Here is a 12,659-nt window from a genome sequence, read left to right on the forward strand (position 1 = left end):
GGATGCACCACGGCGAAGACCTCATCGTCCTCGGCCTCCTGTTCGTCGTCGCCTACGTCCTCGGTCGGCTCGGGCGCACCATCGGGCTTCCGGCCATCCCGATCTACATGGTGGTCGGGTTGCTCGCGAGCCCAAACTTCCACCTCTTCCCGCTCGACTTCGAGCCGTCCTCGATCGAGCTGACGGCCGTCTTCGGCCTGATCCTGCTGCTGTTCGCCCTCGGTCTCGAGTTCGATCAGGAGGAGTTCTTCGGCAACGCGGGACGGCTGATCCTGTCGGGCGGCTCGTACATCGCCGTCAACATGGCCGCGGGCCTGGGCTTCGGCTTCCTCCTGGGCTGGGGGAGTCGCGAGGCGCTCGTCATCGCTGGGATCACGGCGACCAGCTCCAGCGCCATCGTCACCAAGCTGCTGATCGAGCTCAAGCGGCTGGCGAATCCCGAGACCCCGATGATCCTCGGCGTCACCGTGGTCGAGGACATCTTCATCGCCGTATATCTGGCCATCGTGTCGGTCGTGCTCTCGGGCGAGACGGAGCCGTGGCCGGTCGTGCTCAAGCTGTTCGTCGCGTTCGCGTTCCTCGTCGCGATGTTCTCGCTCGCGCGCTGGGGCGGCCGGGTGGTGTCGCGGTTGTTCCGCACGCGGGACGACGAACTGTTCACGATCCTCTTCTTCGGGCTCGCGATCCTGTTCGGAGGCGTCGGTGAGATCCTCGGCGTCACCGACGCGATCGGCGCCTTCCTGATCGGCCTCGTGATCGGCGCCACCCGTTTCCGAGCCCGCGTGGAGCACATCGCGATCCCGCTACGTGACGTGTTCGGCGCCTTCTTCTTCGTGAACTTCGGGCTCGGGCTCGACCCGGGGGCGTTCCCGAGCGTCGTGGTGCCCGTGGTGATCGCGGCGGCGATGACGATCCTCCTCAACCTCGCCGCCGGACAGTTCGTCGCCTGGCTCAACAAGCTCGGGCCGCGAGCCGGTCTGAACGCGGCGTTCATCCTGCACAACCGCGGCGAGTTCGCGCTCATCCTCGCGACGCTCTCCCTCTCGGCCGGCCTCGACGAGAGGATCCAGCCGTTCGCCGGCCTCTACGTGCTCGTCATGGCCATCGTCGGTCCGATCCTCGCGTCCCGCTCGGAGAGCATCGGCGCGTTCCTCTCCCGGCGACGGACCCCAGCCCCGACCACTCGCAGCGCTATGGCCGAGGAGGAGTTCGCGCTCGTCGAAGCAGCCATGGGCGACGAGTCAGCCGCGCGTCCCGTGACTCAGGAGGTGCCGGTCGTGACGGCATCGCGGCAGGCGGAGCCCGACGAACTCGACGACGAGCTCCTCGACCCGATGCGGCAGACGCTCATCGATCAGGCCATGCAGCAGTCCGACGGCACCGAGAGGCCCCGCCGTCCGCGCGAGCCGGACTACTGATCTCCGGGAGCTCCCACTCGCGTTGGCTAGGCTCGTCCCGGTCCGCGGGATGGTGCGCGGAGCCATCGCGAACGAGGGACGAATGACGCAGAGCACGGTCTGGCAGGTCGCCCGCCGCCCCCGTTGGATCGCCGCCCTCCTCCTGGCACTGACCGTCGCCGGGCTCTTCGCCGCGCTCGGCCAATGGCAGATCGGACGCGCCGTCGATGCGGCAGCACCCGACTCCGGTCTCTCAGAGACGGTCCTCCCGCTCGAGCAGGTGGCTGCCCCCTCCGCGCCGATCCGTGCGACGGCCGATGGGCAGCGCGTCGAGGGGGACTCGACGCTGGTGCGCGGCGGCGCCGAGATCCTCGGCGGTCGCCTGAACGGCGAACAGCCGGGCTGGTGGGTCATCGCACGAACCCGGGCCGCCGATGCCGATCTCGTCCTCGCCTACGGCTGGAGCGCCGACCGACGGCAGGCGCAGGGCGTCGCCGACCGCCTCAACAGCGGCGAGGAGACGCCTCCCGTCACGTTCACGGGCCGTCTCGTCGCGAACGAGGCGGCGGAGGTGCCCGCTGCGGGCACCGACCCGACGACCCTCACCGCGCTGTCGATCCCGGCGCTCGTCAACCGCTGGCCCGATCCACCCCAGGACGTCTACGAGGGCTATGTCGTGGTCGACCGGCCACTCGCGGGACTCGACGCGATCGACTCCCCGGCGCGGGTGAGCGACGTCTCGCTCAACTGGCTCAACGTGTTCTATGCGATCGAGTGGGTCGTCTTCGCCGGGTTCGCCCTCTACCTCTGGTACCGGCTCGTGCGCGACGCGTGGGAGCGCGAGGCCGAGGAGGCGGCGGAGCTGGCCGCTTCCCGCGCGCCGTAAACTGGTCGTCATGCCCCTCGAGCCCAAGCCTGCGCAGTTTCCTGCGATCCGGAGCGCGCTGCGCTTCTACCGGGTGACCTCGATCATCACCGGCGTGATGCTCCTCCTGCTGTGCGTCGAGATGCTGCTGAAGTACGTGTTCCACCTCGAGCTGTTCGCCTTCGGGCAGCAGGGCGTGCTGCACTTCGCGCCGATGTACGAGGTGCCGGGAGGCGAGTACAAGTCGAGCGGCACCGGGGTGAACGTGTCCACGGGCATCCTCATCGCGCACGGCTGGTTCTATGTCGTCTACCTCTTCTCGGACTTCCGTCTGTGGAGCCTGATGCGCTGGCCGTTCGCGCGTTTCGTGCTCATCGCTCTGGGCGGCGTCGTGCCGACCCTCTCCTTCTTCGTCGAGACCCGCATCGCCCGCGAGGTCGAGCACTACCTCGAGCGGCGCATCGCCGAACCGAAGACCCCGTCCGACTCCGTGGAGGCCCCCCATTAGCGAGCAGCCCACCGCTCCCCAGCCGCACCTGGCCGCGCAGCCGGTCCTCATCGTCGACTTCGGCGCGCAGTACGCCCAGCTGATCGCGCGCCGCGTCCGCGAGGCGAACGTCTACTCCGAGATCGTGCCCTCGAGCGCGACGGCGGCCGAGATCGCGGCCAGGGCGCCCGTGGGCATCATCCTCTCGGGAGGCCCGTCCAGCGTGTACGAGGTGGGTGCTCCCCAGCTCGATCCCGCGATCTTCGACCTCGGAGTGCCCGTCCTGGGCATCTGCTACGGCTTCCAGGTGATGGCCAAGGCGCTGGGCGGCGAGGTCGCCAACACCGGCCTGCGCGAATACGGAGCCACCGACGCGGCGGTCTCGAGCGACGGAGGCGTCCTGCTGGGCGACCAGCCGGCCGACCAGACCGTGTGGATGAGTCACGGCGACTCGGTCTCGAAGGCGCCAGAGGGCTTCGACGTCCTCGCCTCCACCTCCTCGACCCCGGTCGCGGCGTTCGGAAGCGACGAGCGGCGCCTCTACGGCGTGCAGTGGCACCCCGAGGTCAAGCACTCGGCGCACGGCCAGGCCGTCATCGAGAACTTCCTGCATCGTGCGGCCGGCATCCCGGCCGACTGGAACTCGTCGAACGTCATCGACGACCAGGTCGCGGTGATCCGCGAGCAGGTCGGCGGCGGCCGAGTCATCTGCGGTCTCTCGGGAGGCGTGGACTCCGCGGTCGCCGCCGCGATCGTGCATCGCGCCGTGGGCGACCAGCTCACCTGCGTCTTCGTCGACCACGGGCTGCTCCGCAAAGACGAGCGCCGCCAGGTCGAGGAGGACTATGTCGCCGCGACCGGCATCCGCCTCGTCACCGTCGATGCGCGCGAGCAGTTCCTCGACGCGCTCGCGGGCGTCAGCGATCCGGAACAGAAGCGCAAGATCATCGGCCGCGAGTTCATCCGCACCTTCGAGGCGGCGGCCGAGGCTCTGGTCCTCGAGGCCAAGGGCGAGGGCGAGTCGATCGACTTCCTCGTCCAGGGCACGCTCTACCCCGACGTCGTCGAATCCGGAGGCGGCACGGGCACGGCGAACATCAAGTCGCACCACAACGTGGGCGGGCTGCCCGAGGATCTACAGTTCGCGCTCGTCGAGCCGCTGCGCACCCTGTTCAAGGACGAGGTGCGCGCGATCGGCCGCGAGCTCGGCCTCCCCGAGGCCATCGTCGCGCGCCAGCCTTTCCCCGGGCCCGGTCTCGGGATTCGCATCGTCGGAGAGGTCACCCAGGAACGGCTCGACCTGCTCCAGGAGGCGGACGCGATCGTTCGCGCCGAGCTCACCGCCGCGGGTCTCGACTCCGAGATCTGGCAGTGCCCGGTCGTGCTGCTCGCCGATGTCCGGTCTGTGGGTGTGCAGGGCGACGGCCGCACGTACGGGCACCCGATCGTGTTGCGCCCCGTCTCCTCCGAGGACGCGATGACGGCCGACTGGACGCGCCTCCCCTACGATCTGCTCGCCCGCATCTCGAACCGCATCACCAACGAGGTGAGCGGAGTCAACCGTGTCGTGCTCGACGTGACGTCGAAGCCGCCGGGCACCATCGAGTGGGAGTGACGCCGCGGGTGGACGCGGTGATGACGGAACGGGGCCTTCCGGGCGCTCGTTCCGTCAGGGGGATGGGGTGCTCGCGCGTCGACGCGGCGCTCAGGCAGGCGTGTCGACGACACCGATGAATCGGGTGCCGATGCCGTCGTACTCGTCGCGGCGGTGCGCCTCCGGGTGGGCAGGCCAACTGGCGGGGGCGTGGTCCTCGCAGACCAGGAAGCTGAAGTCGGGCCACCACTTCTTCGGGCGCGCCGACTCGGACCGCCCGCAGACCACGCAGTCCAGAGTGACCCAGACCGGTCGCCGACCCGTGCGGTTCTCGCGCGACTGCACGAGCCACGGCGGCGGATCCTGCTCGAGAGCGACGAGATCCTCCTCCGTGAGCCGCGCGGGGAGACCGTGCCGGCTCGCCATCTCGACGGGGATGTCGAGGCGCTGAGCCGCCTCGCGTCGCGTGATCATCGGGCCACCCTAGCCGAGGGCCGCTGTGCGGGGGAGGCGTGCCCGCGGTCGGAGTGAGGCCCGCGCGAGCAGCCACTCCAGCGGCCCCTGCCCGGCGATGCGGTTCCAGGCCAGAGCGAAGGCGACGGAGCCGAGCACGAAAACCGCCACGACCGTCCAGCTGCGCCAGGCGTCGACATCGAACGGCTCGAACGGGAGGAGGTACACCGCGAGGGCCAGGAGCTGCAGCGTGTAGACGGTGAGCGGCATCGCCCCGACGACCGCGATCGGCGTCGCCGTCGCTGCGATGACGCGTGCGAAGAGCGCCTGAACCCCCACGGCCCGAGAGCGGGCTGCGCTCACCCACCGCCCCAGGGCGGTGAGCGTCCCGATGGCGACGCAGGCGACGCCTCCCGCCCCGAGGAGCTCAGCGGTCGTGCTCGCATGCGCCTCGACGACGTCGGGGCCGCCGATCAGACGCCCGAGACCGTAGCCGAGAACGGCGGCGGTCGCCCCGCCGATCACCAGCCAGCGCTGAGTCGTGGGCGAGCGCACGCCGCAGCGCGCGAGGAGGAGTCCCAGCAGCACGTACGCGAGCCACGACGGCACCGGGTAGTACTGCGTGAGCCAGGTCAGCGGTGGGCCGGCGAGCTGCGCCTCGTCGGGAGGCAGCCGCGCCAGCCAGGCGGTGCCCGACACGACGAGCGCGTCGACGACGAGCGGCCCCGCGATGGCGAAGAGCGCGACGGCGACCGCCAGCAGTGCACGCGGCAGGAACAGCAGGGCTGCGGCCACGACGAACATCACTCCGTAGTGGGGGAGGATCACGGCGATCGGGGTGCCGAGCTCCGTGAGTGCCAGCCCGAGGGCGAGGAGGCAGATCCCCCGTACGAGGATCGACGCGGTATCACGCAAGGGACGCGCGGAGCGGTCGGCGCCGCCGCTCATCAGGCCGATCGAGACACCGGCGAGCACGGCGAAGAGCACGGAGCTGCGGCCGTCCCAGGTCATCTCCCGCCCGACCGGGGCGAGGTGGGCGGCGAGCATCCCGACGATGGCGAGGCCCCGCGCGACGTCGAGGCCGACGATGCGGGGGGAGGCATGCGTCGCACCTTCCGTGGCCACCTGGCTCCCAGCCATCAGCGGAGGCCGCCACGACGACGGGCGCCCGACCCGAAGGTCGAGCGCCCGTCGCGCGAGGAAGCCGGGATCACTGTGCCCGCGGTCGTCGTCGTTTGTGCCGTGCCTACTGGCGGAAGATCGCGATGAGGCGCAAGAGCTCGAGGTACATCCAGACGACGGTGACCAGGATGCCGTAGGCACCTGTCCAGCCGAAGATGCGCGGAGCACGGTTGCGCACGCCCTGCTGGATGAGCTCGAAGTCCATCACGAGCGAGTAGGTGGCGAGGGCCACGGCGATGAGGCCGATCACGATGCCGATGAAGCCGGTGCGCAGACCGAAGCCACCGCCGACTCCGAAGAGGCCCAGCCCGAGGTTCACCAGCGAGAAGACCGCGTAGCTGATCATCCCGATGAAGAAGATCTTGTTGAGCTTGGGAGAGGTGCGGATCTTGCCGTTCATGAACAGCGCCAGGGTGACGCCGATCACGATGACCGTCGCAAGGAGGGCCTGGACGACCGCTCCCTCGTACGCGCTCTCGAAGATCCCCGAGATGGCGCCGACCGCGATGCCCTGGGTCGCCGCATAGCTGAGGATCAGCGCCGGAGACGGGACCCGCTTGAACGCGTTGACGAAACCGAGCACGAGCGCCACGACCAGCGCAGGGAGCAGGAGTCCGGCCACGAACCAGCCGACGGCGGCACCCGCGAGGAGCACGACGAAGGCGAGGGCCGTCTTCGCGAGGGTGTCCTCGACGGTCATCCGGTCGGTCTCGACCGAGCTGGCGGCCGGACGGTTGTACATCTGGTCGAGCGTGTCGGGGGAGACGTCCGGCAGGTCCTGCACGCGGCCGGCATAGCCGCGATTGCTGAACTCCGGGCGTCCGAACGCCGGATTGGTGCTAGCCATGGTTCCTCTTCTCTCAGGTGCGCTGGTCTCCGGGGAAACGCGGATCTGAGTCGCTGTGGGTGCGGGGGAGCCGCTCGGCCCGAGGGCTGGGCGACGGTGGACTCCACAGTATCTGAGAAGAGCTCTCAGAGTCTGGCTGTTCCCTACGAGCGGACCTCGATGACGCCCTGAAAACAGGCCCGTGGCGCCGTCGATCGGCGCCGTAGGATCGGCCGCGTGCCGCTTTCCGCCCCCCTCGTCATCGGCCACCGGGGAGCGAGCGGTCACCGGCCCGAGCACACCGCCTCCTCCTTCGCGCTCGCCCTGGCGCTCGGAGCCGACGCCGTCGAGCCCGACCTCGTCCCCACCCGGGACGGCGTTCTCGTCGTGCGCCACGAGAACGAGATCTCGGAGACGACCGACATCGCGCGTCACCCCGAGTTCGCCGGGCGCCGGGCGAGCAAGCGCGTCGACGGGCGGGAGATCACGGGCTGGTTCACCGAGGACTTCACCTGGGTCGAGCTCGCCGGGCTCCGCGCCCGCGAGAGGGTGCCGGCACCCCGGCCGGCGAGCGCGTCCTATCGACGGGCGGTTCCCCCTCCTGCGTCTCCGCGATCTGCTCGCCCTGCTCGACGGAGCGGCGGAGGTCGCGTCGCACGCGCCTCCCGCGCTCGTCGCCGAGCTCAAGCACGCCGCGTACTTCGAGAGGCTCGGCCTGCCGCTGGAGACACTCCTCGAGGACGAGCTCGCCGCAGCGGGCTGGACCACGAGTGATCCGCGTCTGACGCTCGAGAGCTTCGAGCCGACCGTGCTCGGGCGCCTCGCCGAGCGTGGAGCGCAGGCGATGAGGGTCCTCCTCGTGGAGGCGAGCGGCGCGCCGGCCGATCTGGTCGCCGCCCACGGCTCCCGGGCGACCCCCTACTCGGCCTTCCTCTCGCCCGAGGGGATGCGCGCCGTGACCGGCACGGTCGGGGGGATCAGCGTCGACAAGAGCCTGCTCTTCACGCGCGACGAGACCGGGCGTGCGACCGGGACGAACACGCTCGTCGCCGAGGCGCACGCGGCCGGGCTCGAGGTGTACTGCTGGACCCTGCGGCCCGAGAACCGCTACCTGGAGTCCGTGTTCCGCCGCGGGGAGGATCCCGCCGCGCACGGCGCCTGGCGGGAGGAGTTCCTCGCGATCCTCGCCACGGGCGTGGACGGCGTGTTCGCCGACCAGCCCGAGCTCGCGATCGAGGCCCGGGCCGCGCTGCTCGGCGACCCTCGACCCTGACTGTCGCCTCCGAGAAGGCGCGGCGCCGATCGGGCCGCGACCGGCGCGTGCGGAGCGAACCGTGAGGCTTCGCTGGCATCATCGCGGGGCGGCCAGCGCGCCGCTCCCACCGATCCCTCGACGAGACCGACCCCTGTGAGAGGAGGCCCATCGTGACCACCCGTGCCCGCATCACCCGCCGCTGGATCACGTGCGCCGTCCTCGCGGCCCTGGGCATCGCCGCCGTGTACGGGATCGCCGTCCTCACCCCGCAGGGCCAGGGCGTCGAGAACTCCGGCCTCCGCGGCGCCGATCTCGTCTTCGGGCGCGCCACCGGCACGGCCGCCGGTACGCTCGCCGACGTCACGCCGCTCTCGATGGTGGTCGGCTCGATCGTCGTCGCCGCGATCGCCCTGCTGCGCAAGCGTCCGGCTCTCGCCCTCGCCTCCGTCGGCTCGATCGTCGCCACAGCCGCCGTCACCCAGCTCCTCAAGAACGTCGTCCTCGATCGCCCCGAACTCGTCGACACCGACTCCTGGTACACGGAAGGCAGCTTTCCCAGCGGCCACACCGCGGCGGCGATCTCCGTCGTGTTCGCGCTCGCGATGGTGGTTCCTGGCCGCGCCCGCACCGTCGTGCTGGTGATCGGCGGTGCGGTGGTCGTCCTGGTCGGCAACCTGACGATGGCCGCCTCCTGGCATCGCGCGAGCGACGTGCTCGGCGCCGACCTGGTTGCGCTCAGCTGCGCGTCTCTCGCCTGCGCCTGGCTGAGCACGCGCGCCCAGGTGGGGCGCGCCCCGCGTCGCACGGCGAGGACGGGCGTGAACCGCCTCCTCGTCGCCTGCTCGGCGTTCGTCGTGCTGCTGCTCGCCGCGCTCGCGGTGGAGGGAATCCAGTACTACCCGGACGACACGAAGGACATCACGGCGTTCGTCCTGCTCCAGTTGCTCGCCGTCTCCACCTCGACCCTCGCGGTCGTCGGCTTCTCGCTCGCGTGGCGCGGACTCGACGTGGGAGGGGCGCTCCCCGCCTCCGCCGCCACGAGGACCCGGGCCGCGTAGGACCGACGCGTTCGCCCGCCGCGGCCCGGCACTCGCTGTCGGAGGTGCGATCTACACTCTCAAGGGTCATGAGCTTCCTCTTCGATCCGAGCGACTCCCGCGCCACCCCGGTCATCCTCGGCGCCCCCGGCAGCGACTCCCCGCGCAGTGACCCGGCGCACGAGCAGCTGGTCGCAGGGCTCAACCCGCAGCAGCGCGAGGCGGTCGAGTACCGCGGCGACGCCCTCCTCATCGTCGCGGGCGCGGGCTCGGGCAAGACGAGCGTGCTCACCCGGCGCATTGCGAGCCTCCTCGGCAACGGGGAGGCCTGGCCGAGCCAGATCCTCGCCATCACCTTCACCAACAAGGCGGCGGCCGAGATGCGCGAGCGCGTCGAGAAGCTCGTCGGGCAGAGCGCAGAAGGAATGTGGATCTCGACCTTCCACTCGGCGTGCGTGCGGATCCTGCGCCGCGAGGCCGAGAACTTCGGCATGACCTCCTCCTTCACGATCTACGACTCCGGCGATCAGCGTGCGCTGCTCAAACGGATCGTCAAGGACCTCGAGGCGGACTCGCTCGGCATCACGGTCTCGAGCGCCTCGGCGAAGATCTCGAAGCTCAAGAACGAGCTGGCCGACGCCGACTCCTATGCCCGCACCGCGAACCTCGACGACCCGCACGAGGAGATGTTCCTCCAGGTCTTCCGCGCCTACTCGCGCGCGCTCGAAGGCGCGAACGCCTTCGACTTCGACGATCTCATCGCACAGACCGTCTACCTCTTCCGGGCGTTCCCGCATGTCGCGGCGAAGTACCAGCGGAGGTTTCGTCATGTGCTCGTCGACGAGTACCAGGACACGAACCACGCCCAGTACTCGCTCATCCACGAGCTCACCCGGCCCGCGCCGCCGGCCGCGATCGCGGCGGCGCACTTCGACCGTCCCTACCGCGGGCCCGTCACGGCCGACGGGTCGATCCCGGGAGCCTCGCTGACCGTCGTCGGCGACTCCGACCAGTCGATCTACGCGTTCCGCGGCGCCGACATCCGCAACATCGTCGAATTCGAGCGTGACTTCCCGAGGTGCCGCGTGATCCTGCTCGAGCAGAACTATCGCTCGACGCAGAACATCCTCTCGGCGGCCAACGCCGTCATTTCGAACAACTTCGACCGCCGGGCCAAGAACCTGTGGTCCTCGAGCGGCGACGGCGAGAAGATCGTCGGCTATACGGGCTATTCAGGGCACGACGAGGCGCAGTTCGTGGTCGACGAGATCGCGCGATTGCGCGCGGCGGGCACCGGCTACGACCAGATCGCGGTGTTCTACCGCACCAACGCCCAAACGCGTGCTCTCGAGGAGATCTTCATCCGCTCGGCGCTGCCCTACCGCATCCTCGGCGGCACCAAGTTCTACGAGCGCGCCGAGATCAAGGATGCGCTGGCGTACCTCATCACGGTCGCCAACCCCTCCGACGTGCTCGCGCTGCGCCGCATCATGAACACCCCCAAGCGCGGCATCGGCCCCGCGACGGAGGCGCAGCTGCAGTCGTTCGCCGACACCAACGCGGTCACCCTCCGCGAGGCGATGCGCAACGCCGGCTCGCTCGGCATGGGACCGAAGGTGACGAAGGCCATCGTCGACCTGGCGACGCTGCTCGACGAGTGCGCTCTGATGCTCGATCCCGCGCGCGAGGGAGGCGAGGCCAAGGTCCACGAGGTGCTCACCGCGTTGCTCACCCGCAGCGGCTACCTCGACATGCTGCGCTCGAGCCGCGACCCGCAAGACGAGGCCCGTGCCGAGAACGTCGACGAGCTCATCGCCGTCACGAAGGAGTTCGCGCGCAACAACCCCGATGGCGGCCTCGTCGACTTCCTCACCGAGGTCTCGCTCGTCGCGGCCGCCGACGATCTCGACGACGCCTCCGGCACCGTCTCGCTCATGACCCTGCACACCGCCAAGGGCCTCGAGTACGACGCGGTGTTCCTCACCGGGATCGAGGAGGACCTCCTCCCGCACCGCATCTCGGCCAACGAGCCCGGCGGCCCCGCCGAGGAGAGGCGCCTGTTCTACGTGGGCATCACCCGCGCCCGCAAGCGCCTCTACCTCTCGCTCGCGATGACCCGCGCGCAGTACGGCGAGACCTCGGTCGCGATGCCGAGCCGATTCCTCCAGGAGATCCCGGCCGAGCTCATCCAGTGGCGGCAGTCGCCGGGAGCCGCGACCTCGCGGGGCGGCACGCAGCCGCGGGCGCTCAACGCCCAGCGCCCCGGCTTCGGCCGCTCGCGCTCGAACAACGAGTTCCGGGAGGCGCTCGCCGCGGCTCCCCGGGCTAAGGGGGAGTTCCCCAATCGCATCTCCGGGATGGTCCGCGACAACGGCGACCTCGAGTTGATCGCGGGCGACCGCATCCGACACAGCGACTTCGGCGAGGGCCGGGTCAACGCCGTGACGGGCGAGGGCAGCAAGCGGGTCGCGCACGTGCTCTTCGATCAGGTCGGCGCCAAGAAGCTGTTGATCAAGGTCGCCCCGATCGAGAAGCTCTAGGCGGGAGCGTCGACCGCGGACACCGTGAGCTGCGCCGCGGTCGTCGCCTCCGCCGTGTGGTCACTGCCCGGCCGGCGACCGCATCACTCGCAGCCGACTCCGTTGTTGTTGTTGTCGAGGTCGTAAATGTCGGAGCCGATGACCGTCACCGGTCCGCGGACGTAGGCCGGGCCGTTGCCCTTGCCGCCGGCGCAGTCGACGTCGGAGGCGATGGGCACGCAGGCGCCGGAGTAGTTCGGGTCGCAGCCGGACGCCGCGTCGGCGGTCTCCGGCTCCGGAGCGGGTGGGACGCGGACTCCGACGCGGGTGATCTCGTCGACCGGTGCGGTCGTGACACTCTCAGAGACCTGAGTGCGCGAAACCTCGACTCCGTCATTTTTCACGAGCTCGAAGGTGCGGGTCAAAACGCCATCGGCTCCGGGGACGACGGAACTCGTTCCCTGATCCGCCGACGCGTCGTCCTCGGAGTGGCTGCCGTGCGGCACGGGGACCGTCTCGGTGACGACCTCGGTCGTGACGACGACACGTGGAGTAGGCGTCGACGTCGGGTTGGGGGTGCGGCTGGGCGCAGGCGTGGCCGAGCGGCTCGGCTTCGTCGCTGCGGGGGTCTCGACCACCGCCTCCGCTGTTGTGGTGCCGGCCGCGACCTCCGCGTGCGCGGGGACCTTCGGGGTTGTGGCGCCGTAGGCGCTCGCTGAGATCAGCAGGGTGACGAGTGCTGCGGAGGCGACGATCGCCGAGGTGCGCCGCCTGCGTCGGAGTCCCAGCCAGGTTGGTCGGCGGAACGCGGTTCCGTAGACCGCGGTGACGAGCACGATGAGGGCGATCATCATCAGAGCCGACCACACGCCGCCCGAGAGCAGGGCGATGAGCGCGAAGAGGGCGGTCGCGCCTCCCCCGACCCAGTGGAGTGGTGTCAGGCGTACCCGCCTCATGCCGCGGGAGCCGAGACGGAGAGGGGGTCGACGGCGGTCAAATGACGGAGGCACAGGCGGGTTCTTTCTCACAGGCGGCGGAGAGGGC

At 70.2% G+C, this 12,659-nt stretch carries 12 protein-coding genes; 8 read left to right on the forward strand and 4 right to left on the reverse strand.

Annotated elements, in window-relative coordinates; translation table 11 throughout:
* Positions 1 to 2: 2 nt before the first annotated feature.
* From ITJ45_RS03745 to guaA, 4 genes are all read left to right on the forward strand, one after another.
* Positions 3 to 1,418 carry a cation:proton antiporter gene (locus ITJ45_RS03745; protein WP_194607460.1) on the forward strand — a complete coding sequence of 472 codons (1,416 nt, stop codon included), beginning with the start codon at positions 3 to 5 and terminating at the stop codon, positions 1,416 to 1,418.
* A gap of 82 nt (positions 1,419 to 1,500) precedes the next feature.
* The gene (locus tag ITJ45_RS03750; RefSeq protein WP_194607461.1) at positions 1,501 to 2,283 is read left to right on the forward strand and encodes an SURF1 family cytochrome oxidase biogenesis protein; all 783 of its coding nucleotides are present in this window, start codon (positions 1,501 to 1,503) and stop codon (positions 2,281 to 2,283) included.
* Between the two features lie 10 nt (positions 2,284 to 2,293).
* Entirely contained in the window at positions 2,294 to 2,770 is a 477-nt protein-coding gene (locus ITJ45_RS03755; RefSeq protein WP_194607462.1) for a DUF3817 domain-containing protein, read from the forward strand.
* 49 nt (positions 2,771 to 2,819) lie between these two features.
* On the forward strand, positions 2,820 to 4,364 hold the full coding sequence (gene guaA, locus ITJ45_RS03760; protein ID WP_323742867.1) for a glutamine-hydrolyzing GMP synthase: 1,545 nt from the start codon (positions 2,820 to 2,822) through the stop codon (positions 4,362 to 4,364).
* 90 nt (positions 4,365 to 4,454) lie between these two features.
* On the opposite strand, the gene ITJ45_RS03765 is transcribed toward guaA, so the two are convergent.
* From ITJ45_RS03765 to ITJ45_RS03775, 3 genes are all read right to left on the reverse strand, one after another.
* Entirely contained in the window at positions 4,455 to 4,817 is a 363-nt protein-coding gene (locus tag ITJ45_RS03765) for a hypothetical protein (RefSeq protein ID WP_194607463.1), read from the reverse strand.
* Between the two features lie 9 nt (positions 4,818 to 4,826).
* Positions 4,827 to 5,936, reverse strand: a complete 1,110-nt coding sequence (locus ITJ45_RS03770) for a heparan-alpha-glucosaminide N-acetyltransferase domain-containing protein (protein ID WP_194607464.1) — start codon at positions 5,934 to 5,936, stop codon at positions 4,827 to 4,829.
* A 106-nt stretch (positions 5,937 to 6,042) separates the two neighbouring features.
* Positions 6,043 to 6,825, reverse strand: coding sequence for a Bax inhibitor-1/YccA family membrane protein (locus ITJ45_RS03775; protein ID WP_194607465.1), 783 nt, complete (start codon positions 6,823 to 6,825; stop codon positions 6,043 to 6,045).
* 216 nt (positions 6,826 to 7,041) lie between these two features.
* Between ITJ45_RS03775 and ITJ45_RS14285 the strand changes: the two genes are divergently transcribed.
* The 4 genes from ITJ45_RS14285 (at position 7,042) to ITJ45_RS03790 (ending at position 11,636) form a co-directional block, all read left to right on the forward strand.
* Complete coding sequence (locus tag ITJ45_RS14285; protein ID WP_323742839.1) at positions 7,042 to 7,578, forward strand: glycerophosphodiester phosphodiesterase family protein; 537 nt, start codon at positions 7,042 to 7,044, stop codon at positions 7,576 to 7,578.
* Between the two features lie 34 nt (positions 7,579 to 7,612).
* Positions 7,613 to 8,077: a glycerophosphodiester phosphodiesterase family protein gene (locus ITJ45_RS14290; RefSeq protein WP_323742840.1), complete on the forward strand. Its 465-nt coding sequence runs from the start codon at positions 7,613 to 7,615 to the stop codon at positions 8,075 to 8,077.
* Between the two features lie 152 nt (positions 8,078 to 8,229).
* Positions 8,230 to 9,117, forward strand: a complete 888-nt coding sequence (locus tag ITJ45_RS03785; RefSeq protein WP_194607466.1) for a phosphatase PAP2 family protein — start codon at positions 8,230 to 8,232, stop codon at positions 9,115 to 9,117.
* A 68-nt stretch (positions 9,118 to 9,185) separates the two neighbouring features.
* Positions 9,186 to 11,636 (forward strand): ATP-dependent helicase, encoded by a 2,451-nt coding sequence (locus ITJ45_RS03790; protein WP_194607467.1) that lies wholly within the window; start codon positions 9,186 to 9,188, stop codon positions 11,634 to 11,636.
* Positions 11,637 to 11,719: 83 nt separating this feature from the next.
* On the opposite strand, the gene ITJ45_RS13970 is transcribed toward ITJ45_RS03790, so the two are convergent.
* Complete coding sequence (locus tag ITJ45_RS13970; protein WP_228493419.1) at positions 11,720 to 12,571, reverse strand: G5 domain-containing protein; 852 nt, start codon at positions 12,569 to 12,571, stop codon at positions 11,720 to 11,722.
* Positions 12,572 to 12,659 lie beyond the last annotated feature (88 nt).

This window comes from Rathayibacter sp. VKM Ac-2879, from assembly GCF_015351245.1.
In the GTDB taxonomy this organism is placed as follows: domain Bacteria; phylum Actinomycetota; class Actinomycetes; order Actinomycetales; family Microbacteriaceae; genus Rathayibacter.

Bases quoted from the DNA above. Each gene is read 5' to 3' on its own strand.
- ITJ45_RS03765 (WP_194607463.1), bottom strand. From the start codon at position 4,817: ATGATCACGCGACGCGAGGCGGCTCAGCGCCTCGACATCCCCGTCGAG.
- ITJ45_RS03770 (WP_194607464.1), bottom strand. From the start codon at position 5,936: ATGGCTGGGAGCCAGGTGGCCACGGAAGGTGCGACGCATGCCTCCCCC.
- ITJ45_RS03790 (WP_194607467.1), top strand. From the start codon at position 9,186: ATGAGCTTCCTCTTCGATCCGAGCGACTCCCGCGCCACCCCGGTCATC.
- ITJ45_RS03745 (WP_194607460.1), top strand. From the start codon at position 3: ATGCACCACGGCGAAGACCTCATCGTCCTCGGCCTCCTGTTCGTCGTC.
- ITJ45_RS03755 (WP_194607462.1), top strand. From the start codon at position 2,294: ATGCCCCTCGAGCCCAAGCCTGCGCAGTTTCCTGCGATCCGGAGCGCG.
- ITJ45_RS03750 (WP_194607461.1), top strand. From the start codon at position 1,501: ATGACGCAGAGCACGGTCTGGCAGGTCGCCCGCCGCCCCCGTTGGATC.
- ITJ45_RS13970 (WP_228493419.1), bottom strand. From the start codon at position 12,571: ATGAGGCGGGTACGCCTGACACCACTCCACTGGGTCGGGGGAGGCGCG.
- ITJ45_RS03775 (WP_194607465.1), bottom strand. From the start codon at position 6,825: ATGGCTAGCACCAATCCGGCGTTCGGACGCCCGGAGTTCAGCAATCGC.